Source organism: Natrinema versiforme JCM 10478, assembly GCF_000337195.1.
Taxonomy (GTDB): domain Archaea; phylum Halobacteriota; class Halobacteria; order Halobacteriales; family Natrialbaceae; genus Natrinema; species Natrinema versiforme.
Map to the genome: position 1 here is coordinate 49755 of NZ_AOID01000021.1, position 22913 is coordinate 72667.

The 22913-nt window shown below is 62.3% G+C and carries 25 protein-coding genes and 1 pseudogene; 12 read left to right on the forward strand and 14 right to left on the reverse strand.

Going from position 1 to position 22913, the window contains the following annotated elements:
• Window positions 1-91 precede the first annotated feature (91 nt).
• The gene (locus C489_RS06375; protein ID WP_006430356.1) at window positions 92-778 is read right to left on the reverse strand and encodes a glycosyltransferase; all 687 of its coding nucleotides are present in this window, start codon (window positions 776-778) and stop codon (window positions 92-94) included.
• A gap of 357 nt (window positions 779-1135) precedes the next feature.
• On the opposite strand from C489_RS06375, the gene C489_RS06380 reads away from it, so the two are divergent.
• Entirely contained in the window at window positions 1136-1348 is a 213-nt protein-coding gene (locus tag C489_RS06380) for a hypothetical protein (protein WP_006430357.1), read from the forward strand.
• 388 nt (window positions 1349-1736) lie between these two features.
• A complete protein-coding gene (locus C489_RS06385) occupies window positions 1737-2429 on the forward strand; it encodes a hypothetical protein (RefSeq protein WP_006430358.1) in 693 nt (230 codons plus the stop codon).
• A 62-nt stretch (window positions 2430-2491) separates the two neighbouring features.
• Here the strand turns inward: C489_RS06385 and C489_RS06390 are convergent, their stop codons facing one another.
• Complete coding sequence (locus tag C489_RS06390) at window positions 2492-3136, reverse strand: class I SAM-dependent methyltransferase (protein ID WP_006430359.1); 645 nt, start codon at window positions 3134-3136, stop codon at window positions 2492-2494.
• 180 nt (window positions 3137-3316) lie between these two features.
• Here C489_RS06390 and C489_RS06395 point away from each other — a divergent pair, with 180 nt between their 5' ends.
• Together C489_RS06395 and C489_RS06400 are read left to right on the forward strand one after the other, a co-directional pair.
• Window positions 3317-4156, forward strand: a complete 840-nt coding sequence (locus C489_RS06395) for an ion transporter (RefSeq protein WP_006430360.1) — start codon at window positions 3317-3319, stop codon at window positions 4154-4156.
• Between the two features lie 450 nt (window positions 4157-4606).
• The gene (locus tag C489_RS06400) at window positions 4607-5989 is read left to right on the forward strand and encodes an FAD-dependent oxidoreductase (RefSeq protein ID WP_006430361.1); all 1383 of its coding nucleotides are present in this window, start codon (window positions 4607-4609) and stop codon (window positions 5987-5989) included.
• 111 nt (window positions 5990-6100) lie between these two features.
• Here the strand turns inward: C489_RS06400 and C489_RS06405 are convergent, their stop codons facing one another.
• On the reverse strand, window positions 6101-6565 hold the full coding sequence (locus C489_RS06405; RefSeq protein ID WP_006430362.1) for a pyridoxamine 5'-phosphate oxidase family protein: 465 nt from the start codon (window positions 6563-6565) through the stop codon (window positions 6101-6103).
• A gap of 38 nt (window positions 6566-6603) precedes the next feature.
• Window positions 6604-7629, reverse strand: a complete 1026-nt coding sequence (locus C489_RS06410) for an LEA type 2 family protein (RefSeq protein ID WP_006430363.1) — start codon at window positions 7627-7629, stop codon at window positions 6604-6606.
• Between the two features lie 386 nt (window positions 7630-8015).
• On the opposite strand from C489_RS06410, the gene C489_RS06415 reads away from it, so the two are divergent.
• From C489_RS06415 to C489_RS06425, 3 genes and pseudogenes are all read left to right on the forward strand, one after another.
• A complete protein-coding gene (locus tag C489_RS06415) occupies window positions 8016-9401 on the forward strand; it encodes a sodium:calcium antiporter (protein WP_049890661.1) in 1386 nt (461 codons plus the stop codon).
• A 47-nt stretch (window positions 9402-9448) separates the two neighbouring features.
• Window positions 9449-10188, forward strand: a pseudogene (locus C489_RS06420) (hypothetical protein).
• Between the two features lie 99 nt (window positions 10189-10287).
• The gene (locus C489_RS06425; RefSeq protein WP_006430366.1) at window positions 10288-10731 is read left to right on the forward strand and encodes a DUF2391 family protein; all 444 of its coding nucleotides are present in this window, start codon (window positions 10288-10290) and stop codon (window positions 10729-10731) included.
• 70 nt (window positions 10732-10801) lie between these two features.
• Here the strand turns inward: C489_RS06425 and C489_RS06430 are convergent, their stop codons facing one another.
• From C489_RS06430 to C489_RS06440, 3 genes are all read right to left on the reverse strand, one after another.
• On the reverse strand, window positions 10802-11632 hold the full coding sequence (locus tag C489_RS06430; RefSeq protein ID WP_006430367.1) for a GNAT family N-acetyltransferase: 831 nt from the start codon (window positions 11630-11632) through the stop codon (window positions 10802-10804).
• Window positions 11633-11768: 136 nt separating this feature from the next.
• Window positions 11769-12191: a universal stress protein gene (locus C489_RS06435; RefSeq protein WP_049890670.1), complete on the reverse strand. Its 423-nt coding sequence runs from the start codon at window positions 12189-12191 to the stop codon at window positions 11769-11771.
• 107 nt (window positions 12192-12298) lie between these two features.
• Window positions 12299-12535, reverse strand: coding sequence for a hypothetical protein (locus C489_RS06440; protein ID WP_006430369.1), 237 nt, complete (start codon window positions 12533-12535; stop codon window positions 12299-12301).
• A 108-nt stretch (window positions 12536-12643) separates the two neighbouring features.
• Here C489_RS06440 and C489_RS06445 point away from each other — a divergent pair, with 108 nt between their 5' ends.
• Window positions 12644-13204 (forward strand): Rieske (2Fe-2S) protein, encoded by a 561-nt coding sequence (locus C489_RS06445; protein WP_006430370.1) that lies wholly within the window; start codon window positions 12644-12646, stop codon window positions 13202-13204.
• An 86-nt stretch (window positions 13205-13290) separates the two neighbouring features.
• A complete protein-coding gene (locus C489_RS06450) occupies window positions 13291-13734 on the forward strand; it encodes a response regulator (protein WP_006430371.1) in 444 nt (147 codons plus the stop codon).
• 78 nt (window positions 13735-13812) lie between these two features.
• Here the strand turns inward: C489_RS06450 and C489_RS06455 are convergent, their stop codons facing one another.
• From C489_RS06455 to C489_RS06465, 3 genes are all read right to left on the reverse strand, one after another.
• Entirely contained in the window at window positions 13813-14694 is an 882-nt protein-coding gene (locus C489_RS06455; RefSeq protein WP_006430372.1) for a TIGR01548 family HAD-type hydrolase, read from the reverse strand.
• A gap of 40 nt (window positions 14695-14734) precedes the next feature.
• Entirely contained in the window at window positions 14735-15364 is a 630-nt protein-coding gene (locus C489_RS06460; RefSeq protein WP_006430373.1) for a metalloprotease family protein, read from the reverse strand.
• An 89-nt stretch (window positions 15365-15453) separates the two neighbouring features.
• Window positions 15454-15858, reverse strand: a complete 405-nt coding sequence (locus tag C489_RS06465; RefSeq protein WP_006430374.1) for a UPF0146 family protein — start codon at window positions 15856-15858, stop codon at window positions 15454-15456.
• 39 nt (window positions 15859-15897) lie between these two features.
• On the opposite strand from C489_RS06465, the gene C489_RS06470 reads away from it, so the two are divergent.
• Window positions 15898-16419 (forward strand): archaemetzincin family Zn-dependent metalloprotease, encoded by a 522-nt coding sequence (locus C489_RS06470; protein WP_006430375.1) that lies wholly within the window; start codon window positions 15898-15900, stop codon window positions 16417-16419.
• Window positions 16420-16494: 75 nt separating this feature from the next.
• Here C489_RS06470 and C489_RS06475 read toward each other — a convergent pair whose 3' ends face one another.
• The 4 genes from C489_RS06475 to C489_RS06485 all read right to left on the reverse strand — a co-directional run bounded on the left by C489_RS06475 (window position 16495) and on the right by C489_RS06485 (window position 20371).
• A complete protein-coding gene (locus C489_RS06475; protein ID WP_006430376.1) occupies window positions 16495-18309 on the reverse strand; it encodes a ribosome biogenesis/translation initiation ATPase RLI in 1815 nt (604 codons plus the stop codon).
• 1 nt (window position 18310) lies between these two features.
• On the reverse strand, window positions 18311-18628 hold the full coding sequence (locus tag C489_RS06480) for an EMC6-like membrane protein (protein WP_006430377.1): 318 nt from the start codon (window positions 18626-18628) through the stop codon (window positions 18311-18313).
• 112 nt (window positions 18629-18740) lie between these two features.
• A complete protein-coding gene (locus tag C489_RS21505; RefSeq protein ID WP_152423119.1) occupies window positions 18741-19802 on the reverse strand; it encodes a hypothetical protein in 1062 nt (353 codons plus the stop codon).
• Entirely contained in the window at window positions 19799-20371 is a 573-nt protein-coding gene (locus C489_RS06485; RefSeq protein WP_006430379.1) for a DUF7344 domain-containing protein, read from the reverse strand. Before C489_RS06485 ends, C489_RS21505 begins: the two co-directional genes overlap by 4 nt.
• 729 nt (window positions 20372-21100) lie before the next feature.
• Here C489_RS06485 and C489_RS20715 point away from each other — a divergent pair.
• Together C489_RS20715 and C489_RS06490 are read left to right on the forward strand one after the other, a co-directional pair.
• On the forward strand, window positions 21101-21643 hold the full coding sequence (locus C489_RS20715; RefSeq protein WP_204366745.1) for a hypothetical protein: 543 nt from the start codon (window positions 21101-21103) through the stop codon (window positions 21641-21643).
• A gap of 67 nt (window positions 21644-21710) precedes the next feature.
• On the forward strand, window positions 21711-22865 hold the full coding sequence (locus tag C489_RS06490; protein WP_006430380.1) for a CARDB domain-containing protein: 1155 nt from the start codon (window positions 21711-21713) through the stop codon (window positions 22863-22865).
• The last annotated feature ends 48 nt before the right edge of the window (window positions 22866-22913 follow it).

Genomic DNA, 22913 nt, shown 5'->3' on the forward strand with positions numbered 1-22913 from the left:
ACTTTTCTCACTCCCATCACAGATAGCGGCAGCGCCGGTGAGCGAACGTCTAGTTTTTGCCACCATCGCGGCGTCGCCGCCCCCGGGGCTCTCAGTAGTCCGCTCTGAGCCGCTCGAGGTCGAGCGCGAGGTAGTGCCACAACGTTCCCGTCAGCCCCTGATCGGCGATCCGCCGGCCCGAACTCTCGACCAAGACGGTCGGACAGTAGGCCGTCGGAAACCGACCGGCGAGCGCTCGGCTGAAGGCCGTGTCCTCGTTCGACACGCGGGGAAAGCCGCCGATTTCCTCGAACGCTCGCCGGTGGACGAGACAGTTGAACCCCGGCAGGATCGGGCGCTCGAGCCGCGAGAAGACGTGATTGATCGTCAGTTCCATCAGTTTCGCCCGTCGCGGGCCGGTGATCCGACAGGACGAACTCGCGGCCGCGAGCCCGTTGGCCTCGACGAAGCCGAGCAGGTCGGTCAGATAGTTCGCCCGCACCCGCGTGTCCGCGTCGATGAAGGCCAGCCACTCGCCGGCCGCCCGTTCGGCCCCGAGGTTCCGAGCGGCAGCGATGCTCGAGCCGGCGTCCCGGACGACGGTCGCGCTGTACTCGCGGGCGATCGCCGGCGTTTCGTCGGTCGAACAGCCGTCGACGACGATCACCTCGTACTCGTAGCTCGTGTCCAGTGCGGTGAGACTCGCCAGAGTACCCCGAAGATAGTCGGCCTCGTTTCGCGCCGGGATTACGAAACTCACGTCGCAGTCGTCGTCGCCCGCTCGATCGTCGCTCGCCATCGTCGTAGCGGTGAGAACTCGACCGCGGGTTCTCAAGCTATCGGAGTCCCAACGTCCCCGCGGGCGCTGACCGGACGAGAGCCGTCTGTTAGTTGGGGGTGCGGTAGTGAATCGGTCGAGTGACGGCTCGAGCCGTCGATACTCGCCAAAAGAGATGCTGTTTCTACTAGCTAAACTATGATCCTAAACCCGCGGTGATTGGTTCCAGTGAACACTCCACAGGGCCGCTATATATCATGAACTTTTATAACCAAGGAGCGGATAGGGTGGAGTAGAGATGTCGGTCGTACACGTAGTAGCGTAAGCCCGTTGGCGACGACGAGTACCGCTTTTCGACGAAATCCACACCCGACCGACATGAGTACCCAACACCTGCAGTCCACGACCGACGCCGAACCGACACCCGACCGAACCACGATCCGAACCCCGCGCTCGAGCCCGCTCGAGGACCCGCGGACGGCTACCGATCGCGCCCAGCGGATGTTCTCGCATGGAGACACGGGGCGACTCGAGAACCTGATCGACGAGTGGAACGCGGCCTTTGCAAACAAGAGCGCGGACGGCTCGTAACAGCGCCCGATTTTCGCCGGCGAACCCAAACCGTCTTTGGAGCGACGGCGGTAGGATCGCGTGGCCGATGACGATGCACCCGCTCCGAGCCGGACTCGGCATCCGGTGGTGACGAGCCCTATGAGTGCCGAGGCCTTCGGTTTACGCGTAGTATCCGTCAATTCTCGACTAATAGATCGATCGTAGGTTCCAGTAGCAAGCGAGAACGGAACGTCGACGGAACCGCCCGGAAATTCGTCTCTCGGCCGAACCGCAGTGGCTGGTTCCTCGAGCCGAACGGTCGTCCGTGAGTTCGGACTCGAGTAGACGGGTATTTTCCGTTGGAGCCCATCTACCAGATAATGCACTCGGAAACCGATTATACTAGTTTGCTCGAGAGTTTTGTCCGATGAATCCGACTCGCGTCGACTTCGTGGTCGACCTCGCGTACGGGATTATGATTTTCGCTGCGGTCGCGCTCATCGTCGCGGTCGAGACCAGCGTCGGCGTCGCGTTCGGGCTCGGAGTACTGGCCTCCTACGTCATCCACGTCGTGTGGAAGATGGCCCGGTTCGACCCCGACTGGATGACGACCGAGGTCGCCGAACGAGTCGAAGAGACGGTCACCGACACGGTCAGTAAGGAGGTCGAAGAGACGGTCAGTGATACCGTCAGTAAGGAAGTCGGAGAGACAGTTAGCAAAGAGGTCGAGGAAACGGTCAGTGATACTGTCAGTAAGGAAGTCGAAGAGACAGTTAGTGATACGGTCAGCAAAGAGGTTGAGGAGACGGTCAGCGATACCGTCAGCAAAGAAGTCGAGGAGACGGTCAGCGATACCGTCAGCAAGGAAGTCGACAACGTGGCGGAAAAAGTCGGGGAGACCGTCAGTGAGGACGTGACCAAGCAGGTCGAAGAGACGGTTACCGACACGGTCACCAAGGAAGTCGAGGAGACGGTCAGTGACACTGTCAGCGAGGAGGTCGAGAAAACGGTCAGCGAAGCGGTCGACGAATCCGCTGCCAATGCAGTCGAGACGGACGAGGACGATTCGGACTCAGACGGCCGAGAAGAACCGCGTCCCTCGAGTTCGGGCGCGGAGTAACCCGGACCCGTGTCGAATGAGTTCGGACTATAGCGCCCGCCTCGAGACGCGACGCGGACGGACTACTTCTGTGCAGTGCGGAACGCGCGAACGGTATCTCGTTTGCCCGACTCGGCCTCGACCTCGAGCAGGCCGAGATCGGTAAACACCTGGTTCCAGTCGCGGTGGTACAGCGGGAAGTCGTCGTTGACGTAGCTCACGTCGAGGTCGTCCGAGTCCGGCTGGTTGTCGTCGCTGTCGCCGTCATCGTTCTCGCCCTCGTTTTCGACCGTGATGAGGAGGTCGGCGGTGATCCGGGTCAGGTCCTCGAGCACCCATTCGACGTCCGGGTGGAGGTGCTGGAGTGTCTCGACCGAGTAGACGACATCGAACTGGTCGTCCGCGAAGTCGCCGACGGTGTCCTCGATTGTGTCGTGATAGAACGTGCCGGTAGCGGCGAGGTCGGGGTAGTTCTCTTCCATCACGTCGAAGGCGTCCTCGTTGACGTCGATGCCGTGCAGGTTCTCGAAGCCCTGTTCGTGGAGGTGGGCGAGGTGACGGCCCGAGCTACAGCCGAGTTCGAGGACGGCCGCGTCTCGGTCGACGAACCGATCGAGAATGCCGTGGATCGACTCGCTCCGCTGGTCCGGCCCGTAGTGGGCGTAATACTCCGGCGAGTACGCGCCGGATCGTTCTGCCCACTGACGGCGGACCTCGTTAGAATTCACGTGTGTGGTTCTCGGCGCACACCTAAAGCCTAGTCGACTCGCCCGATCCCCGCCGGTCGCCACTTCTGCTTTCGTGCGGGGTCCGAGCGCCGAGGACCCCACCCGCACCCGTTTTCGGGCGGGAAACGGTACCGATAATCCGAGGGCCTACGTGTCTCCTGCGCGGAGTACCACTGTCGAATGACTACAGACTCGTCGCCCGAGACCCGAGACCTTCGGGAGACCGTCCGCTTCTACCTGCTCGATCACCGGACGCCGCTGGGAAAGGCGATCGACATCGCACTGTTGGCGCTGAACCTCGTGTTCGTCGCCGCCTTCGTCGCGGAAACCTATCCCCTCTCCGAGGACCTCCGATCGCTCCTCTGGACCCTCGAGGTCGCGATCGCCGCCGTCTTTCTGGTGGAGTACGTCCTGCGACTGTACGGTGCCGCGGATCGCCTCGCGGAGTTTACCGACGTCTATACGATGGTCGATCTGGTCGCGATTCTCCCGACCTTTCTCGCGGCGGGCTTGCCGGGGGTCGCGGCGGTCGCCAACGTCGGCTTTCTCCGCGTGGTCCGGGTCGTCCGTGTCCTCCGGTTCTATCGGTTCACGCGGGACGCGGAGTTCTTCTTCGGGACGATTTCGGACAACGCCTTGCGCGCGCTGAAGTTGCTGCTGACGGTGCTGGTGCTCCTGTTCGTCTCCGCCGGCCTGTTCTACAGCGCGGAGCACGCCGCCAACCCCGAGGTCGCGACGTTCGGCGACGCCTTCTACTACGTCGTAGTCGCGCTGTCGACCGTTGGATTCGGCGATATCGTCCCGCTGACGACCGCAGGTCGGTGGATCACGGTGGCGGCCATCTTGGCTGGGATTATCGTGCTCCCGTGGCAGGCCAGCAAGATCGTCCGCGAGTGGAGCCATAGAGAGAAGGTCTCCGTCGCGTGCCCGAACTGCGGGCTGTCGTCGCACGACCGCGACGCGTCCCACTGCAAGGCGTGCGGTCACGTCATCTATCAGGAGTTCGATTCCAACGAGTGACTCGAGCGGGCGTTTCCAACACGCCCTCGCTTCCACCTTCCCGTCGAGTACCGAATCGGACGAAAACGACTCGGGGGTTTACTTTTGTTCCCAAAACGACTGTCTGGCCCATGGCTTGGTAAATCGATGTCTCGTCGCCACCGCGCTCGAGGACGGTCGCTCGCTGGTACGTCAACTGTCGATAGCAAAACGGCCGGAAACCGCCGAGACGGACGGGGTCAGTGATGGGGTCGAGGGCTCGACCGCTAGCGTAACGGCGGGGATACAATCCCGTAATCCCTCGTGAGAGACGGTTTCTACGAGCCGATGCGTTCGTTTATTCCCGCCGGGTGAATTGCGAATATACGGTCGTCGATTGCGATGTCGACGAGTGTCGAAAACGCGATCGAAAAAATATGAGTTATCAGTCTGGAGTCGAGCGTATGTACTACCGACCCACACACTCCAATAATGTCTGGTAAATACGACCTCGTAATCGTCGGCGGTGGTATCAGTGGCGCGTCGCTTCTGTACACGACCGCGAAGTTCACTGATATCGACTCGATCGCGCTGATCGAGAAGGAATCGGAGATCGCAGCGATCAACTCCCACCACACGAACAACTCCCAGACCCTCCACTTCGGGGACATCGAGACCAATTACACGCTCGAGAAGGCCGAAGAGGTCAAAGAGGGGGCGGAACTCCTCGCGGGGTATCTGGAGAACCACGACGCCGACCGGGAGATGCATTCGAAACGCAGCAAGATGGTGCTCGGGGTTGGCGACGAGGAGGTCGACCAACTCGAGCAGCGATACGAGGAGGAGGGCTTCGGCGACCTCTATCCGAAGCTCCGACCGATCGAACGCGAGGAGATCGCTGAACTCGAGCCCAAGGTCGTCGAGGGCCGCGATCCCTCGAAGGACATGCTCGCGCTCCAGACGCCGGACGGCTACGTCGTCGACTACGGCGAGACGACGAAGTCCTTCGTCGAGCAGGCAAGCGAGGAGGCAAACGTCGACATCTACACCGGGACGAAAGTCGAGGACATCACGCCGACGCTCGACGGGTACACGATCGAGACCGACGACGGCCGGTTCGACTCCGACGCCGCCGTCGTCGCCGCCGGCTCGCACAGCCTCCAGATCGCGAAGGAACTCGGCTACGGCCAGGACAAGGTCTTGCTCCCCATCGCCGGGAGCTTCTTCCTCGCGGACGACCTCCTGAACGGCAAGGTCTACACGCTCCAGATGAAGAAACTGCCCTTCGCCGCGGTCCACGGAGACGCCGACGTCCACGACGGCAGCGTCACGCGGTTCGGACCGACCGCGAAACTCGTGCCCACCCTCGAGCGCGGCCGCATCTCGACGGTCAAGGACTTCCTCGACGTGTTCGGACTGAACGCGGCGGCGTTCCTGAGCTACGCCAACATCCTCTCCGATCGCATCCTCCTGCCGTACGTGCTCCGGAACCTCGTCTATGACCTCCCGAACGTCGGCCGGAAACAGTTCCTGCCCCACGTCCAGAAGGTCGTCCCGAGCGTCGAACTCGAGGACATCGAACGCGCCAAGGGCTACGGCGGCGTTCGCCCCCAGATCGTCGATACGAAGAACAAGTCCCTGGACATGGGCGAGGCCAAAATCGTCGGCGACGACATCATCTTCAACATCACGCCGTCGCCGGGTGCCTCGACCTGTCTCAAAAACGCCATGCGCGACACGCACACGCTGCTCGAGTTCCTCGACGGCGACTACGAGTTCGACGAGGACGCCTTCCGGTCGGAGACGATCGACAACTTCCCGCGCGGCGACGACTCGGACGGCAAGAAAGTGGCTGCACCCGACGCCGACGACTAACTGACTCGCCACGTCGACTCCGTTCGATCGGTTTCTATTCTCTCGTGTCTCGCCCGACAGCGGGCGATTCGAAGGGGCCGGGACGCGCCGATGCCGTCTGACGTGATCAGCCTATTCTCCGCGCTCGCTCGAGCCGTTCCCCATCCGCTCGGTGTAATCCCAACTGTAGATCTCTCGGGGCTCGATTCGGATCCGAACCTCGTCGCGGTCGTCGTCGAGCAACCGGTCGGCGAGCGGCGAGTCCGTGTCGCCGAGGTAGCGCTCGACGAGATCGCGCAGCACTGCCGTGGCGTTTTCCGAGGAGATATCGACGGTTCCGTTGCCCCTGATCCCACGGTAGGGGACCCGATTCGTCGAGATATCGAAGGCGATCTCCGGGTCGTTCCGCAGGAACCGAACCACGTCGGCGTTCGCTTGCGTCGCACACTCGAGCGAGCCGTCGCGGTAGCGATACCACAGCGTGACGAGCCAGAGCGAGCCGTCCGGTCTGTGGGTGGCGAGCCGGACCGGGATCGTTGCTTCCTGCAGGAAGTCCTCGATGTCGCCCTCGGTCCACGCGCCGCGGAAATCGGTCATGCTCGAACCGTTCGGGGCGGAATTTGAAAAAGCCCGACCTAACGACGGGGTTCGGCTCGGACCGCAACGCTGCTGTTCTCGCTCTGGGGAGCCGTCTGGGCCGGCTCCCGTCCGCTCTCCGTGGCAGTCGCGCCGGTCTCTGCCGATCCGAGCAGGTCCGTCTGAAACGACTGCTCGTAGGAGAGAAAGTCCAGCGGGACCTCCCGCTCAGTGCCGCCGTACTCGAGGGTCGCGTTGAACTCGACGCTCAGGTTCGAGGTCTCGTCGTTTCGGACGTGCGTGACCCACCACTCGTCGAGGTCGTCGGTGTCGATCGCCGCGCCGGCCTCGAGGGTCTGGGTGCTGTCCGGCGAGAGCACGACCTGTTCGCCGGCGACGCCCTGTCCCACGACGATCCCGTTCAACCGGACGGTGTACCCGATCTCCGCGATCGGAATCGGGAGCGCCGTCGGATTGGTCACGGTGGCCGACGCGTCGATCGGCGTTCGGTTTTCGGTGGCGTTGCCCCACCGGGCGTCCGTCGCTTCGACGACGAACAACGTCTGCCCGCTGGCTCGAAATTCGCGTCGCTCGTCGGTTCGTAACGGCTCGAGCAGGTCCGTCTGTACGGTCCGGGTTCGCGTCAACCGGTCCGCTGGATACTGGACACCCGCGTAGTCGACGGCGACCTCGGGGTCGATCCGCACCGTCGTCGTCTCGTCGTTGGCGACGTGGGAGGTCCACCAGTCCGGGATCTCGTCGTTGTCGATCCACGTCGACACGGACACCTCGCTCTCGCGACCGGTGACGGTCAGGCCCTCCTCGCTCCCCGTCGCGACATCGATGCCGTTGAGTCGGACCGTATACGAGATGTCCGCCGCGGCGTCGCCGACGCGAAGCAGTCGCGGGTTATCGACGGTGACGGTGGTTTCCACTTCGGTGCGCTCGTCCGTGACCGTTCCCCACTCGTTGTCGACCGATTCGACCTGCGGTCGGTCTACCGCGAACAGCCCGTAGCCCGCGGCTGCGACGAGCAGGACGATCGCGACGAGAATCACCGTCCACGTCCGGCGGCTTGGTCCCATCTATCGAATTCCCTTCGCGGCCGTAGTTCGACCCGCGCGTTACACGTTCAAGCCGTTGAAGTCCGGGGGGTGGCTGTCCGGAGGACGGCTCGACGAACAGCGACCAGTGGGCACGCGGAGCGTCTCGAGCAGTCCCGCCTCTCGGTCCGACCCCGCCGTCGGCCTCCTCGCGGTACCGACTGTTCACTATCTAGCCCCTATTTATTCGATCCGCCCGACGGCACCGATAGAGCCGGTTCGCGGCTTAGGACCAATGACAGGCACCGAATTCGACACCGGCCACGCCGACCGCCCGACGACCGCAGGCTGGGCAGTCGCAGGCACCACCGCCATCGCAACGTATCACTTATGACCGCCAGATCAGTGCGGATTTCACTACGATTTCCATGAGACGACGAGTGCTCGGCGCGATAGCGGCCGCAGTCGCATTGACACTCCCCTGGGTCGTCGTATCAGGGGCCACCGACCTCCTCCCCCGGCTCGCGGCGGCTGTCGGGGTCGAGTATCAACCGCCGGGCGCGCTCGCCAGCCTCTCGACCATCGGGACGGTATTCGTGACCGGCCTCGCCGTCCTCGGGTCGGCGTTTCTCCTCACGTGGGCCGCCGAAACGGCTGAAAAGGACGTCCCACAGGCCTTTGCGATCGCGGTGCTCGCGGTGTTAGCGGTCGCGCCCGAGTACGCCGTCGACGCGCTCTACGCGTGGAACGCGGGCGTGTTCGCGGGCACCGAACGCGGGATCGAGGCCGGCAACCTGGCCGTCGCCAACATGACCGGCGCGAACCGGATCCTCATCGGGATCGGCTGGGCCGGCGTCGCCCTCTTTACGATCTACCGAGCGGGCGCATCGACCGACCCCGCGGTCGAGGAGCGCTCCGGCTTCCTCTCCGATGTCGTGATCCTCGACCGGGAGATCGGTCTCGAGATCGTGTTCCTGCTGGTCGCGACGCTCTGGGCGTTCCTCGTCCCCCTCAACGGCGGGATCGATATCTACGACATGCTGTTTCTGGTCGGCCTGTACGTCTGCTACATCGCGGTGATCCTCCGCGGCGAGGTCGAACCCGACATGGACCACGTCGGCGTCCCGGCGTATCTCCAGAGTTTTTCCAAACCGCGCCGGATCGCGACCGTCTTCGCCCTCTTCGCCTGCTCCGGGGTCCTGATCTTCACCGCCGTCGAGCCCTTTGCCCACGGGCTCGAGTACCTCGGCGAGAGCGTCGGCATCCCCTCCTTTTTCATGATTCAGTGGATCGCGCCGCTGGCCTCCGAAGCGCCGGAGCTCATCGTCGTCGTCTACCTGGTGAACAAGGCGCGCTCGACGGCGGGATTCAACGCGCTCATCTCGTCGAAACTCAACCAGTGGACGCTGCTCATCGGAACGCTCGTCGTCGTCCACTCCCTCGCGCTGGGCAAGTACGGCGTGCTCGCGTTCGACTTCAAGCAGTCGGCCGAGATCTGGATCACTGCCGCGCAGTCGTTTTTCGCCGTCTCGCTCCTGATCCGGTTTGAAATCTCGGTTCGGGAAGCGATCACGCTGCTCGTCCTGTTCCTCTCGCAGGTCTTCCTCGAGTTCGCCCTCATCCGCGAGTTCGTCACGCTCCCGGTCTCGAGTACCGAACTCTTGCTCGTCTACACCACGATCTACATGGTGCTCGGGACGGTGCTATTCGTCCGCCGCCGGAAAGCGTTCGGACGGCTGGTCCGTCGAACCGCGGGCACGATCGGTGACGCGATGTCGCCCGGCGGGGAGACACCCCAGAGCGCCGACGACTGACGTCGCCGGCCACAGGGCTACGTTCGTCGGTGTCGTTGTCCCTGTCAATGCTCTCGAGCGGTCCGTTGCGTTCCGAGACGGCACTTCCCCTCGCAGCTGCGATCATCCTCGCCGCCGTTCACCTTGTCGCCGGTCGGCTGGGCGTCGGCGGCCGGATTCCCCGGAGCCGGTGGCTGTCGATCGCCGGCGGCGTCTCGGTCGCGTACGTGTTCGTCCACCTCCTCCCCGAGGTCCGAGAAGCTGCGGCGACGCTCGCCGAACGCGGCCCCGCGACCGCCGTCGCCGAGAGCCACGGCTACCTGATCGCCCTCCTCGGCTTCGTCGTCTTCTACGGCCTCGAGCAACTCGCTCAGTGGACCACCGACGAGCGGAGACGAACGAACGAGCCCGCCGGAGCGGGGCTGTTCTGGGTCCACGTTGGAGCGTTCGCCGCCTACAACGGGATCGTCGGCTACCTCCTGTGGGATCGCGAACTCGGCAGCCTGGTCCTGTTTCCGTCGCGATGGCGCTGCACTTTCTCGTCACTGACGACGGCCTGCGGACCCATCACGGCGCGACGTACCACCGCCGCGGACGGTGGGTGTTGTCGGCGGCGGTACTCGCCGGATTCGGCGGCGGGTACGTCCTCGCGGACGCCGAACTCCTCCTCGCGGTGTTCGTGCCGTTTCTGTCCGGTGGCATTATTCTCAACGCGATCAAGGACGAACTGCCATCCGACCGCGAGAGCCGGTTCTGGGCGTTCGCGGGCGGGGCGGCAAGCTACGCCGCGCTGTTGCTGTTCGTCTGACTGTCGGCGGTCGTCTCAGTCTATTCGACGTGGCCGACTGCAGCCGGTTTCGGTGCCCTCGAACGGGAGCGTTTTACTACTTCGCTGTAATCGTCCGCTATGAAACTTCGACGGCCGCGCCGGCCGCGCGATTTCCGGCTCGCGGACTCGGCACAGCAGATCGTCGGCGGGTTCCTGCTCGCCGGTCCCTTCGTCGTCACCGAAGAGGTCTGGGACCTCGCGAAGAGCATGAACCTCTTTCAGGCGATCGGAACGGTGATCCTAGTGTTCGGCATCGGCTACGGGGCGCTGTACACGGCGGACACGACCCGCGACGTAGACGACGAACAGGAGGTCGGCGGCATCCCGCTTCGGTTTATCTCGCTGATGGTCGTCTCGTTCGGCGCGGTAACGCTGCTCGCGTTGTTACTCGACGCACCCGATACGTTCCTCGGGGACGAAACGACCAGCGTGGCCGTGAAGACGACGATCAAGGCTGTGAGCGTCGGCTCGGTGTTCAGCGTCGTCGGCGCGGCGACGGCCGACAGCATCTTCGCGAAATAGTCGCTGATCGGTCCGCTCGAGGGGGCGACTCGAGAGCGCCAACGCGATTTCAGGACCCTGCAGTGAGCGGCTAGAGGTACGAATCGTCGTACGATTCCTCGGAGCGTTCCGCGTGCTCGTTCCCGCAATCGCTGCACTCGAGGCGATCCATCTCTGCCATCGAGACGTCGAGGGAGCCGCAGTTCGCGCAGTAGAAGCCGTACTGGTCCGTGTGCGCTTCGTCCTCGTAGGTGACGTAAAACGGTGCCGCGTTGCCGGACTCCGCTTCCTCCTCCCGGGCGACGTACACCGTCGCGCCGTCGTCGGTCGTCGCCGTCAACTGGCCGTCCGTCGTCTCCGTCTCGGGGAACTCGTCGGCCTGCGCGTCCTCGCTGTCCGCTCGCGACTCCGTCGGGAGGTCCACGTCGACGTCCGCGTCCGTGTACACGTACTTCACGAGGGACTCACCGGCGACCTCGATGCTCCGGTCCCCGTTGTGCTCGAGGCCGAACCGTTCGACGAACTGGTGGCCTTCGGTGTTCGCCTCGAGGACGGTGGCGCAGACGTGCTCGGCCCCCCGATCGCGGAGCGTCTCGCTCGCGGTCTCGTAGAGCTCCGTCCCGATCCCCTTCCCTCGGTGTTCGGGATCGACGAAGAGCCAGTTCACTTCGCCCCACTCGTCCTCGAGTCGGCCTTCGACGAACCCGGCGATGACCGTGCCCTCGATCTCGTCGCCGGTCTCGACGACGTGGAGCAGCGTGCCCTCGTCGCCGATCTTGTCGGCGACGGTGTCATCGCCGAACTGATCGTCGGTCATCCCGTCGATCTGTCCCGGACTGAGTCTGAACGACGTCGTCATCGAACTGTCTATGACTTCCCGAATCCGCTCGGCCTCGTCCGGCTCCGGTTCCCGAATCTCCATATCGGATACTCGGTATCGTCCCGGATAAGATGGCTGCAGGCGGGGACATGCGGACTTATTTGGGGGTCCCACCCCGTCGGCCTGCCGGCCGCCGCCTCGCCACGACCCCGCGTGAACCGGGCCGCTCGAGCGGGAGTTACGCGTCGCCCCTGCCGGTGACGACCACCGGGCGGTCCGAACTGAGGATGATCCCCTGCGTCGTGCTGCCGAAGATCGCCTTCCCGACCGGCGAGCGCTTCCGGCCGCCGAGGATGATCGAGTCGACGTCGTAGTCCTCGGCCGCCTCGAGGATGTCGTCTTCCGTGTCGCCGCTGTCCTCGAGGATCGTCACCTCGACGCCGTCGTCCTCGAGGGCCTCCCGTGCGCGGCGGACGGAACTGATCCGGGAGGCCGATTTGAACTTCTCGAACTCCTGTGGGAGTTCGTTGCTGTCCTCGGTAAAGACGAACAGAATGTACGCTTCGACCTCGTTCTCGGCGTTCGGTAACGACGTGACGTAGTTTGCCTGTGCCAGCGCGCGCTCTTCGTTCGCATCGACGGGCATCAAGACGCGGTACATGACCATGCGTTCGCATGGCCAGAGTATAAAACCGTCTCCGACTCCCGCCCTGTGGCGGTTGGTTCTCGAGCGCTCGCAGTCCACTGGGTCGCGTCTCGACGGCCCGCTCAGTCTTCTTCGGTCTCGTCGGTTTCTTCCTCGCCGTCGGTTTCGCCGGCGTCTTCCGCATCCGCTTGGTCGTCCTCCTCACCCTCGACTTCGACATCCGCCTCGACTTCGATCGTCAGCCCGCCGGCCTCGAGTTCGCCCTCGAACTCGCGTTCGTCCCCGACCTCCATCTCGAGTTCGGTGGTGTCCACTTCGACTTCGACCTCCACGTCGACGGTGACTTCGGCGTCGTCCATACACGTTCTTCGCGCGGCTCCCCTTTAGAAATACCGCGCGCTTTCGCTGACTGCACCCGCACCCGCCCGGTCCGGAACGTATTTTTAGGCTGGCCGAAAAGAGGGTGTATGACCGATCCCGTCCGGGTAACGCTCGAGGGGACTGACGACTCGACAGCCGCCCGGGTCTACGGCGACGAGGGCGACGTTTCGACCGGCGACGCCACGTTTCGGTTCAGCGTCGACGGAGACAACGAGGCGGACTCGAGCGACGAGAGTGCCGACGACCCTTCCCCCGACGCTGACTCGGAGAGCGATGATCCCCGATACATCGCGCCGCTCGCGGACGTTCCCGCGGACGGAACGCTCCGGTGTGAAGCCCGACGCGACCGCCGCGGAACCGAACTGATCCTCCGGCGGGACGGGAGCGAAGTCTCCGCGTGGCGCAACTCCTGTCCGCACAAGCCGACGGTCCGGCTCGATCCCGGCTCCGGTGCGATCGTCCGCGACGACCAACTGGTGTGTCACGAACACGGCGCGCGCTTCGAGTGTGATGACGGCGTCTGTACGGCCGGGCCGTGTCGCGGTGACGCGCTCGAGGCCGTCGCGGTCACCGTTCGCGACGGGGCCGTCTACCTGACCGACGACCGGTTCGATTCCTGTCGCCGATTGGACGATCGGCGGGCGTAAGATGCCGGCCGCGACCCAACTCCACGGTTGGGTATTTTTCCCGAGTTAACCGTGCAGTTCTTTTGCGATCCGATCCAAACAATAGCATGTCTCCACCGATCGAGGAAGCGATTACCATTCTGTTGGTCGAACCCAACCCCGGTGACGCGCGCCTGTTCTCCGAATCGTTCGAGGACGCGAACATCGCGAGCCGAATCCACACGGTCACCGACGGCGAGGCGGCGCTCGATTTCGTCCACCAGCGCAAGGCGCATTCGGAGAGCCCCCGGCCGGACATGATCCTGCTCGATTTCCAACTCCCCGACGTGGACGGCGCGGACGTGCTCTCCGAACTCAAGTCCGAGGAGACGCTGCGCTCGATCCCCGTCATCGTGATGACGAGTTCGGCGACCGAAGAGGACATCGCCCGCTCCTACGACCTCCACGCGAACGCGTACGTCCAGAAACCGGTCGAACCGGACGAGTTCATCGAACTCGCCCGCTCGTTCGAGAACTTCTGGTTGACGTTCGTTCGTCTCCCCGACGCGTAGTTCCACGAGAGCGATTTCCGTTCTCTGCGGCGCTAACTCCGTGCTCGCCCGACCACCACCCGACTCGTTCCGATCGCCCTACGAGTCGAGCCAGTCGGGCAACGCGTTGATCGACTCGAGGACCGCCGTCGCGCCCTCGCGCTCGTATTTCTGCCGCCCCTCGTCGCCGGTCAGTCCGCCGGTCAGGACGCCGATCCCCCGATACTCTCGATCGGGGTCGGCGTCGCTGGCGTTGACCGCTGTCCGAATATCGTCTAACGTGTCACCGACGAAGATGACGGATTCGGCGTCGAAGCGCTCCGCGAGCGTCGTCAGCGCGCGCGGGTGTGGTTTCCCCTCCTCCCAGTCGTCCATCGTGAACCGATGCTCGAGCGGGATCGCGTCGTCGAGGCCCACCCGGTCGAGGGCGATCTCGGCCTCGGCCGCCGGGCGGCCGGTCAGGACGCCCACGTCGTAGCCCTCGAGCAGTCGGTCCCGAGCCTCGGGCTCGAGCAACACCGGCTCGTCGTGGATGAAGCCGATCGTCTCGCGCTCGAGGTCGGGCTCGCCGCCCTCGAGCCCGCGGTAGAGTTCGTCGCCGAGGTACAGTTGCTGGAAGACGTCGCGGAGCCGCTCGCGGTCCCAGCGGCCGGTCACGCGCTGGGTCGCCCGCGCGCCGATCGCCTCGCGGACGACGGTTTCGGCCGCCTCGAGGCCGCCGCCGTTCGCGGCGATTGCGTCGGTAAAGGCCGACAGTGACTCGCCGTAACCCTCCTCGGTCGCGAGAATGTAGAGGGCGGCGGCGTGGGTCAGTTCCCAGTCGTTGTTGAACCCGCCCGCGTCTTTGAACTCCTGAATGTCGTCCTTGCGGATCGTCCGATCGTAGACCGTCTCGACGGACTCGACGATCGCCCGTCGGTAGGAGTCGGCGACGTCGACGAGCACCCCGTCGATATCGAGGATGACGGCGTCTGCGTTCATACCCGCTCGAACGGGGCCGCGGGGATAAAGAGCCCCGATTTCAGACCGGGCCGATCCCCACGACCCACGCCGCCAGAACGAACAGGCCGATCGCGTAGAGGAGGTCCGCCCACAGCCACGACAGCAGGTTCGCGACGTAGATCACGACGACGAACGGAACGCCGAGCAACACGCGGGGCGACTGCCGCCACTCCGCTCGCGACCGATCCCAGAGCGCGTTCGCGTCGCCGGTGCTCGGAAACGCATGCATGCCGATCGAGAGGCCGAACCAGCCGAGCGCGAGCGCCGTCGCGACCGTCGTGAGAGACGCCGTCCGCAGTTCGCCGGTCGTCTCGAGGAGGGCGGCGAGGCCGAGGAAAGCGGCGAACGCGACGAGGGTGTTGCCCAGAAACGGCGCGACGCTGACGACGAATGACTCCCGGTACCGCTCGGGCTGGCCGTGACGGACGTACCCCGGCGGGTCCCCGAACCGGAAGTACGCGACCTCGAGGACGGGAACGCCCACGAGATCGCAGGCCTGCTTGTGGGCGAACTCGTGGACGACGACGCCGGGGACGGTAAAGAGACGGAACAGCCCCCAGAAGAGCGTGCTGATGCCGACGAGTACCACGGTGAGCGCGATGACGGCAGCCACGAGCCCGATGGGAGACGCGAGTAGCTCGGCGTTCACGTCCGCTGGAATGATTCGAAAGAAGATAATTCATTCGCGCGACCGTCTCGGCAGCTCTCGGTGAGACCGTCTTGGCGAACCTCGATGACTCACTCCGAAAGCGTGCGAGCCACGTACAGCGTCCCCGAGTCGATCGTCACCCGTTCGACCGGCACCGCCGGCTGATCACCGCCCAGTGTCGTAAACAGAAAGTCAGCGTCGGCTTCCCGCGCCGCCTCGAGCGCCGGGCGGTGAAGTTCCGGCGGGAGGTTCCGTGCGTACACCGCGTCCGCGTCGGCGTAGACCGACGGGTCGGGATCGACGATATCGTCGCGGACGAAGTGGACGTCCTCCGGCACGTCGCGCTCGTGGACGTCCGTCGCGGTGACGGAAACGCCCCGTTTTACGAGCGCTCGAGCCAGTTCGGTCCGTCGGCCGATCCCGATTTCGACCGCTCGGTCGTACTCGGTGAGGTACTGACGGAGTGTCTCGAGATTCCGGCGAGAGTGGGCCACGGCGGGACGTTTATGCCGTCCGCGGCCATAGCCCTTGCCATGCTCGTCGATATCGTGCCGGTCGGCAACGTCCCCGCAGCGGTCAAGCGGGCGGCCTCTACCGCGTTGCGATCGGTCTACGACTGCGACGTGTCGATCAACGACTCGCAGTCGGTCCCCAACGGAGCTTACGACTCCGATCGAAACCAATACTCAGCGGAGACGTTCATCCAGCTCGCCGAGCGGGTCGGCCGCGGGCAGAAAAACATCGCCATCACCCCCCACGACCTCTTCTATCGCCGCCGCAACTACGTCTTCGGGCTCGCCTATCTCGACGGCAGCGGCAGCGTCGTCTCGACCTACCGGCTCCAGACCTCGAGCGACGGCGGCTTCTCGAACCAAAGCGCCGCCGACATCTTCGAGGACCGCGTCCGCAAGGAGATCGTCCACGAGATCGGCCACACCTACGGCCTCGAGCACTGCGATAACAACCGCTGTGTCATGAACTTCTCGCCGACCGTTCGCGAAGTCGATATCAAGGAAGAGAACCTCTGTGGGAGCTGTCAACGACTGATTAGCTGAATCCCGTTTTTCGCTTCGAATCGATACCGAGGAAATACCGATCCTCGGAAGTCTCAAGCGCCTCGAGTCGGCGACTTACGGCGCGTAGTAGTACTCGCCGTCGCTTTTCTGCTGGCGATCCAGTTGCGACTCGGGCTTGTTGATACGCGGCCGGGAGGTGCGCTCGTCCCGGCGGAAGGTCACGTCCAAGTTCGCGAGGAACTCGTTCATGCCGTCGCGCATGGACTGGGGCTGGCCGGCACGACCCTGCACGGCGGGTTCGCCGTCGAAGACCATCAGCCGGTCGGCAAGCAGGTCCATCATGTAGATGTCGTGGTCGATGACCAGCACGGTGGCGTCTTGCTGTTCGGCGTAGCGCCGAATCGCCTTCGTGGCCTGAACCCGCTGTTCGACGTCGAGGTGGGCCGACGGCTCGTCGAGCAGGTAGAGATCCGCCGAATCGGAGAGACAGGCCGCGATGGCGACCCGCTGGCGCTCCCCGCCGGAGAGATCCGAGAGGTTCTGCTCCATGATCCGCTCGAGTTGGAGCGGTTGGGCGATCTCGGTGTTCCAGTACGAGGAGCCGAACTGGTCGGTGATCGAGGAGAGGAAGGCGTCGACCCGCATGTGCTGGTCGATGGTGACGTACTGCGGTTTGTAGGAAATATCGAGGTCGAGATCGGCGTCGCCTTCGTCGGGCGTGAGATTCCCGGTCAGCAGCTTCGCGAACGTCGACTTCCCGATCCCGTTCGGCCCAACGATCCCCAGCACCTCGTTCTCGCGGATCGTCCCGCCCTCGATCTCGAGGCTGAACTCGCCGTCGCCGTAGCTCTTGGTGAGATCGGGGTACTCAACGAGCGCGTCGGCGTGGCTCGCGGCTCGCGGGGCGTGTTCCTCGAACTCGATCGGGTTCGGTCGGATCCGCATGTTCTCGTTGTCGAGGTACCCCGAGAGGTACTCGTTGATCCCGTTGCGGACCGATTTCGGCGAGGTGATGACACCGTAGGCACCCGGCTCACCGTAGGCGACGTGAAGCGTGTCCGCGAGCAGGTCCAGAATCGCGAGGTCGTGTTCGACGACGAGGACCGACTTGTCTTCCTCCTCGGCGAGTTCGCGGATCAGTCGTGCCGCGGTCACGCGCTGGCCGATGTCCAAATACGGCGTGACCTCGTCGAGGAAGTAGAAGTCCGTGTCTCGAGCCAGCGTCGCCGCGATGGCGACCCGCTGGAGCTCCCCGCCCGAGAGGTCGTCGATCGACTGGTCCATGACGGGACCGATTGAGAGCCGCTCGACCAGGTGGTCCAACGCGCCGCGCTCGTCGGTCCGCTCGAGCAGTTGGCGGGTATTCCCGTCAAACTGATTCGGAATCTGATCGACGTACTGGGGCTTCTGTGCGATGGTGATGTCGCCATCTCGCACGTCGGCGATGTAATCTTGAAGTTCGGTCCCGCGGTAGGCCTCGAGGACCTCGTCCCAGCCCGGCGACTCCTCGTGGCGGCCGAGGTTCGGCTCGAGTTCGCCCGCGAGGATGCGCACGGCGGTCGTTTTCCCGATTCCGTTCGGGCCGAGGATCCCGGTGACCTGGCCCTCCTGTGGCGCGGGGAGCCCGTACAGCGAGAAGGCGTTCTCGCCGTAGCGGTGGACCGGCTCGTCTTGAAGTTCCTGGGGCAGGTTGATGATCTCGATGGCGTCGAAGGGACACTTCTCGACGCAGATCCCACAGCTTTCGCCCAGACAGATCTCCTCGGAGATGTGGATCTGCTCTGGCTGGCCCTCAGCGGCTTCCTCGCCGCGGAGGGGGATACACTCCTTGCCCGTCCGATTCGGCGGACAGTAGTTCTTGCACTCGTAGCTACACCGATCCGGCTGGCACCGGTCTAAGTCTACGACGGCGATGCTGTCGTCGGCCATGTTAGCCCGAGACCTCCGCGGTGAGCAGGATTCCCCACGTCACGAACCAGAGCGCGAAGGTCATGAACGCGATGAACAGGTAGTGTTTCGCCCCGAACTCGTCGTCGCCGTAGATCCCCGAGGCGTTGATGAGGACGTACTGGACGAGGATCGCGCCGAGGACGAACGCGAGCGCCTGCGTGTTCTGGGCCGCCGCGTCGGATAGGCCGACCCAGGTCGCAGACGCCAGCGCCGCACCGACGCCCAGCAGCGCCGACAACGCCGTCACGCTGACCGAGCGAATGTGCTTTCGCCGGTCGCTGATCGATTCGGTCGACATACCGTGAATTCTGTTATCAGCCGTGAAAAGGCGTTCGCATTTAGGGTTGACTGCGCGATCTCTTCTGTTCGATTTCACAGGCGCAACGGTGACTCACTCCAATCCAGTTATCTTATGCAGGAAGGGAAAACGTGACCTCGACCGGGGTTTTGCCCTGATAATCTGGATGGTCTAAATCAGTATACAGGACAAGCGTGACTGTTTTTCCGCTCATATCATGCTCGGAAGACCACTGTCTCTCTTCGTAGAACCGTTTCAGCTCAACTGTCGCATTCTCACTAGATTCTATCGTCGCCTGCTCATCCAAATCGTATCTTTGGGCTTCTGGACCGACCAAGAGGCGTCCATCACGGTTTAGACTTCCGTCACTACCTCCGCCTGTTATCTGAACCTCGTCCCCGTCTGGATCCCAGCCTCTAGCTGTCTTTTCGAGGTAATCGGCATCGCCGGCCTCGCTTATCGATATACCCGTTATCGTCACGTCGGATCCCCCATTAGTGATGTCAAACTGTACTTCACTGTCGACCTGCCTTCCCAACCCGTCAGGAGATCGACTTTCCGGCGATCCGTCGACGAGCTCGAGGTCGATAGTCGGGTCCGTGATCGGAATTGGGTCCTCACTCGCAGGCCCATCGCCACTATTTCCATCATCCATACAGTCAAACCAGATCCCTTCTGCTGTGTAAGTTGCTTCTCTTACCGAAATAGTGGACCCTGATCCATCTATCACGAGTGTTACTTCCGTATCATCTGCTGAACCGCTGCCAGGCCCACATTCAAGTTCGACTGATTGCGGCTGATCGGTTGAGTCAAGTCCTGAAAAATCATTGTTATTTGCAACCTTCAGAATTGAATTGTCAGCTCCATCCACTGACTTGACTTTGACCGTTACATCATCGAAAGATGTGTCGGCGTTGTTCTCTAATGTGATTATATCTGAGTTCTGATATCGGTAACAAAAGGACCCGGAACGTGTATCAATACAGTCTCGATAAATGTCATCCTTAGACTCAATTTCGTCAATCCCAAGATATGCGGTTGCTGGCGTTTCGGCTGCATTGACCTGTACTGCTCTGTCAGCGGTCAGCGACGTTATCCCGAATGCCGGTCCAAGCACTGCTACTGTCCCGAGCAACACGAACACGACCCCAAGTTTTGTGAATGTGTTCGTCATGGTGGTCGTTCCATCTCCCCGAGTCGCATCCGTCGATTCTGGACCACATGGATGGCCGCGGAGACGGCAAATAGCGAAAACACTAGCGTCGTCCACCCTAGCTCAGGCACTGTCTCTGTCGGAACCACTTCAAGCCACAAGCCACCTATCACGACCGCGCCGACGGCGGTCAGCCCCAAGTAGTAGATGCCCCAAGAAACCGAATTGCCGGGGACGATGTCGAGATAGACATCTAACTCGGCCGCCTCGTCAGTGAGTTCGATTGTCCGGTCGTCGAACTTGATTATATCCGCACGCTCAAGTGTGGGCAAATGTGTCTGCTGTAACGAGGTGTACACTCGTTTTCGTTCCGCAGAGGTGATTGCTTCGACCTCCTTGTCGAGTTCCCAAGCGGCGACGTGTTCGGCGAGGTCACCCAGCGTAACTGGATTGTCCTCTTGCTTGCAGTAGTGTATGGTGTAGCGGCGGCGCTGGTTGCTCAACAGATCGAAAATTTCGCCTTCCCGCGACTGATCGTTCTGACCTGTCGTCCCCGCCGTACTCGGTTTGCTCTCGCTGGTCGTCGCCATCTCCCTATTCAGTTGATTATCGGTGCTGTTGATATATAACGCTTGTTGCCGGCTGAAACGTTTGTTCGAGACCGATTTCCGAAGGTTATGGTGGGAATTTACGGAGACAAAACTGAATCGGCCAGTGAGTGATGTAATCGCTACCAAACCGATTAATTATACTGCGTTCCTTCTCGCACGATGGAAGTCCGCTCGTATCTCACAAGAAAGCCCACTTCGAAAGGGGAACCCGAGGGACCGAAACAAGTCCGATACCGCACGTTACCATCCCTATTCACACTGGATCGTAATCTCGTGCTAGAGTTCGATGGAGATATCGCCGTTCTGGTTTTCGATAGCGCACGTGAGAACTGCGTTGTCCGTTTTTGGTTTCCAATCGGGGCGGCACAGTGGAACTCGGCTTCAACAGATGCGCTGTCGACTGCGATTGACACCCAGTTCTCGAGGGACAGAGAGCGATTCTCATCAGTTGCCGTTTCGACATTGACTCCTCGAGGACAGTAGTCGACCGGTTCACGGTATTGGAGCCAATTATATCATGGTACTTGTTCATCCTGAGACTTGGAATCAGGCGTTCAAGACCGGCTTGAACGACCGTATGGCCGGTCTTTCTGTGGTTCCGGTTACTCAATACAAAGGGGGAGGGGTTTGTGGATGTGAGTAGGAACTGCGCTCCGGTACCCGCTACAGGCCGTGCTGGGGCGTAGACTGGAAACAATAACCATGAGAATGAATCGACGCAACGTATTAGTTGGATTGGGTACGATTGTCGCAGGCGGCGGAGCAGCGCTCGGAACGGGCGCGTTTAGCAGTGTAGAGGCAGAAAGAACCGTCAGTGTGACGACTGCTGGTGATGATAGCGCCTTCCTTGGCATTAGTGGAAATAGCGATTATGTTCAAGACGGAGATAGTAATACCAGTGAGTTTGTCATTGATCTTGGCTCATATGGAGATCAAGAAGGAGATGGGTTCAATGAAAACGCGAAAACAGTTCTAAATGACGTTCTCACCATCACTAACCAGGGTTCGGATGATAGTATAACGATTGGATTCGCTGAGAGTATAGATGGGTCCTCCAGTAATGAACAAACAATCGGTGTGAGTGGGGTAGGGGATGTTACTTTCTCAGTGCCTAGTGATAGTAATACGTTAGCTGCGGCTACTGGAAGCAACTCTACTGATTCTTCTGTGAAGGTCAAGATCACCGTTGACACTTCTGTATCTGACCCTAGTGATGATGGAAGTATTGTAATTGTTGCTGATAGCTCGTAGCCGTTGGAAATTGACATTCATAATCGAATGAGAAATACAGGTATCTGACTGTTCCAAGCACATTTGAATGCTATCTCCCAAAATTCTATCTGCTGCTGCTACAATCTGCTTTCTCTTTGCGTTTGCAGCTCCGACTGTAGCGCTCACACTTGGTGAGGATTCCACGAGTAACGATGTTGTCCTGGAGCCGGTCGACGCCGGCTACGCGACCCTCGAGGACGGTGAACTCGTCCTCGAGTTTGCGGCGCTAAACGACCACGCAGAGACGACGTTCGCCGAGGTGTTCACAGTCGAGGTGGGTGAAAACGTCGATGACGTTGAGGCCATATGGATCGATCACGATATCGAAGGCGTGACCTTCTATGCTGACGGTGCTGCGATTACGAACGACTCGCGGCTCGCCCTCACCGCTGGTGACACTGAGACTGTTGGCGTGACCGTCGACACTCGGATGGTACAAGAGACTACAGAGACGTTCACAATTACGGTACAGTATACCGAGACCGAGACCGATCCGAATCAGTCAGGGGGTACAAGTGGCTCGGTCTCGCCAACGATCGAAGGGACGAATCTCACTGTCTCGCCGACGACGCTCGAGACCGGCGAAACAACCACAGTGAACGCTACCTACCGAAATCTCGGCGAGACCGAGGCGATAACGCCGCGGCTGACCGTCGACGGGACCGTCGTCGACCAGCAGTCGATCACCCTCGAGCCGGGAGAGACGAGGACAGTCAGTTTTGAGCGGCAGATGGAGTGGCCCGGAACCTACGATGTCGGCATCGCGGGCGTCGGCACCGAATCAGTGACTGTCGAGGGGCCGCCGATCGACATCGTCGACGCGACGATCGACGACGGGGAACTCACGGCTGGCGAATCGACCGCTATCCGAGCGACGGTCAGGAACCCGACCGACACGGCGGTCGATCGCACGCTCGAGGTCGCGATCGACGGCATCGTCGTCGATAGCCGGGCCGTCACGATTCCGGCGAACGGCGAGCGAACGGTCGTCTTCGAACGGCAGTTCGACGAGGCGGGGACGTACGAGATCGATGTCAGCGGCGTCGATGCGGGGACGGTGACCGTCGACGAGCGGCCGACGCTCTCGATTCGGAACCGGGAACTGTCGGCGGCGACGACGGCGGCGATCGCGCCACCGGCGACGGCGGGGCTGTTGTTCCTCGCGATGGCTGCGAACCGGCGGTGGGCGTTCGTTCGGTAGTCCTCGTCGCGAATCTCCGCCGATCGTCCGCTCCCACCGTCGCTCTCG

What these genes read in the sequence shown, in the direction of transcription:
- C489_RS06445 (WP_006430370.1), top strand. Translation starts at nt 12,644, where the DNA reads ATGACCGATCCCGTCCGGGTAACGCTCGAGGGGACTGACGACTCGACA.
- C489_RS06410 (WP_006430363.1), bottom strand. Translation starts at nt 7,629, where the DNA reads ATGGGACCAAGCCGCCGGACGTGGACGGTGATTCTCGTCGCGATCGTC.
- C489_RS06385 (WP_006430358.1), top strand. Translation starts at nt 1,737, where the DNA reads ATGAATCCGACTCGCGTCGACTTCGTGGTCGACCTCGCGTACGGGATT.
- C489_RS06490 (WP_006430380.1), top strand. Translation starts at nt 21,711, where the DNA reads ATGCTATCTCCCAAAATTCTATCTGCTGCTGCTACAATCTGCTTTCTC.
- C489_RS06440 (WP_006430369.1), bottom strand. Translation starts at nt 12,535, where the DNA reads ATGGACGACGCCGAAGTCACCGTCGACGTGGAGGTCGAAGTCGAAGTG.
- C489_RS06415 (WP_049890661.1), top strand. Translation starts at nt 8,016, where the DNA reads ATGAGACGACGAGTGCTCGGCGCGATAGCGGCCGCAGTCGCATTGACA.
- C489_RS06395 (WP_006430360.1), top strand. Translation starts at nt 3,317, where the DNA reads ATGACTACAGACTCGTCGCCCGAGACCCGAGACCTTCGGGAGACCGTC.
- C489_RS06375 (WP_006430356.1), bottom strand. Translation starts at nt 778, where the DNA reads ATGGCGAGCGACGATCGAGCGGGCGACGACGACTGCGACGTGAGTTTC.
- C489_RS06485 (WP_006430379.1), bottom strand. Translation starts at nt 20,371, where the DNA reads ATGGCGACGACCAGCGAGAGCAAACCGAGTACGGCGGGGACGACAGGT.
- C489_RS06405 (WP_006430362.1), bottom strand. Translation starts at nt 6,565, where the DNA reads ATGACCGATTTCCGCGGCGCGTGGACCGAGGGCGACATCGAGGACTTC.
- C489_RS06470 (WP_006430375.1), top strand. Translation starts at nt 15,898, where the DNA reads ATGCTCGTCGATATCGTGCCGGTCGGCAACGTCCCCGCAGCGGTCAAG.
- C489_RS06450 (WP_006430371.1), top strand. Translation starts at nt 13,291, where the DNA reads ATGTCTCCACCGATCGAGGAAGCGATTACCATTCTGTTGGTCGAACCC.
- C489_RS06475 (WP_006430376.1), bottom strand. Translation starts at nt 18,309, where the DNA reads ATGGCCGACGACAGCATCGCCGTCGTAGACTTAGACCGGTGCCAGCCG.
- C489_RS21505 (WP_152423119.1), bottom strand. Translation starts at nt 19,802, where the DNA reads ATGACGAACACATTCACAAAACTTGGGGTCGTGTTCGTGTTGCTCGGG.
- C489_RS06455 (WP_006430372.1), bottom strand. Translation starts at nt 14,694, where the DNA reads ATGAACGCAGACGCCGTCATCCTCGATATCGACGGGGTGCTCGTCGAC.
- C489_RS06425 (WP_006430366.1), top strand. Translation starts at nt 10,288, where the DNA reads ATGAAACTTCGACGGCCGCGCCGGCCGCGCGATTTCCGGCTCGCGGAC.
- C489_RS06435 (WP_049890670.1), bottom strand. Translation starts at nt 12,191, where the DNA reads ATGTACCGCGTCTTGATGCCCGTCGATGCGAACGAAGAGCGCGCGCTG.
- C489_RS20715 (WP_204366745.1), top strand. Translation starts at nt 21,101, where the DNA reads ATGAATCGACGCAACGTATTAGTTGGATTGGGTACGATTGTCGCAGGC.
- C489_RS06400 (WP_006430361.1), top strand. Translation starts at nt 4,607, where the DNA reads ATGTCTGGTAAATACGACCTCGTAATCGTCGGCGGTGGTATCAGTGGC.
- C489_RS06430 (WP_006430367.1), bottom strand. Translation starts at nt 11,632, where the DNA reads ATGGAGATTCGGGAACCGGAGCCGGACGAGGCCGAGCGGATTCGGGAA.
- C489_RS06380 (WP_006430357.1), top strand. Translation starts at nt 1,136, where the DNA reads ATGAGTACCCAACACCTGCAGTCCACGACCGACGCCGAACCGACACCC.
- C489_RS06480 (WP_006430377.1), bottom strand. Translation starts at nt 18,628, where the DNA reads ATGTCGACCGAATCGATCAGCGACCGGCGAAAGCACATTCGCTCGGTC.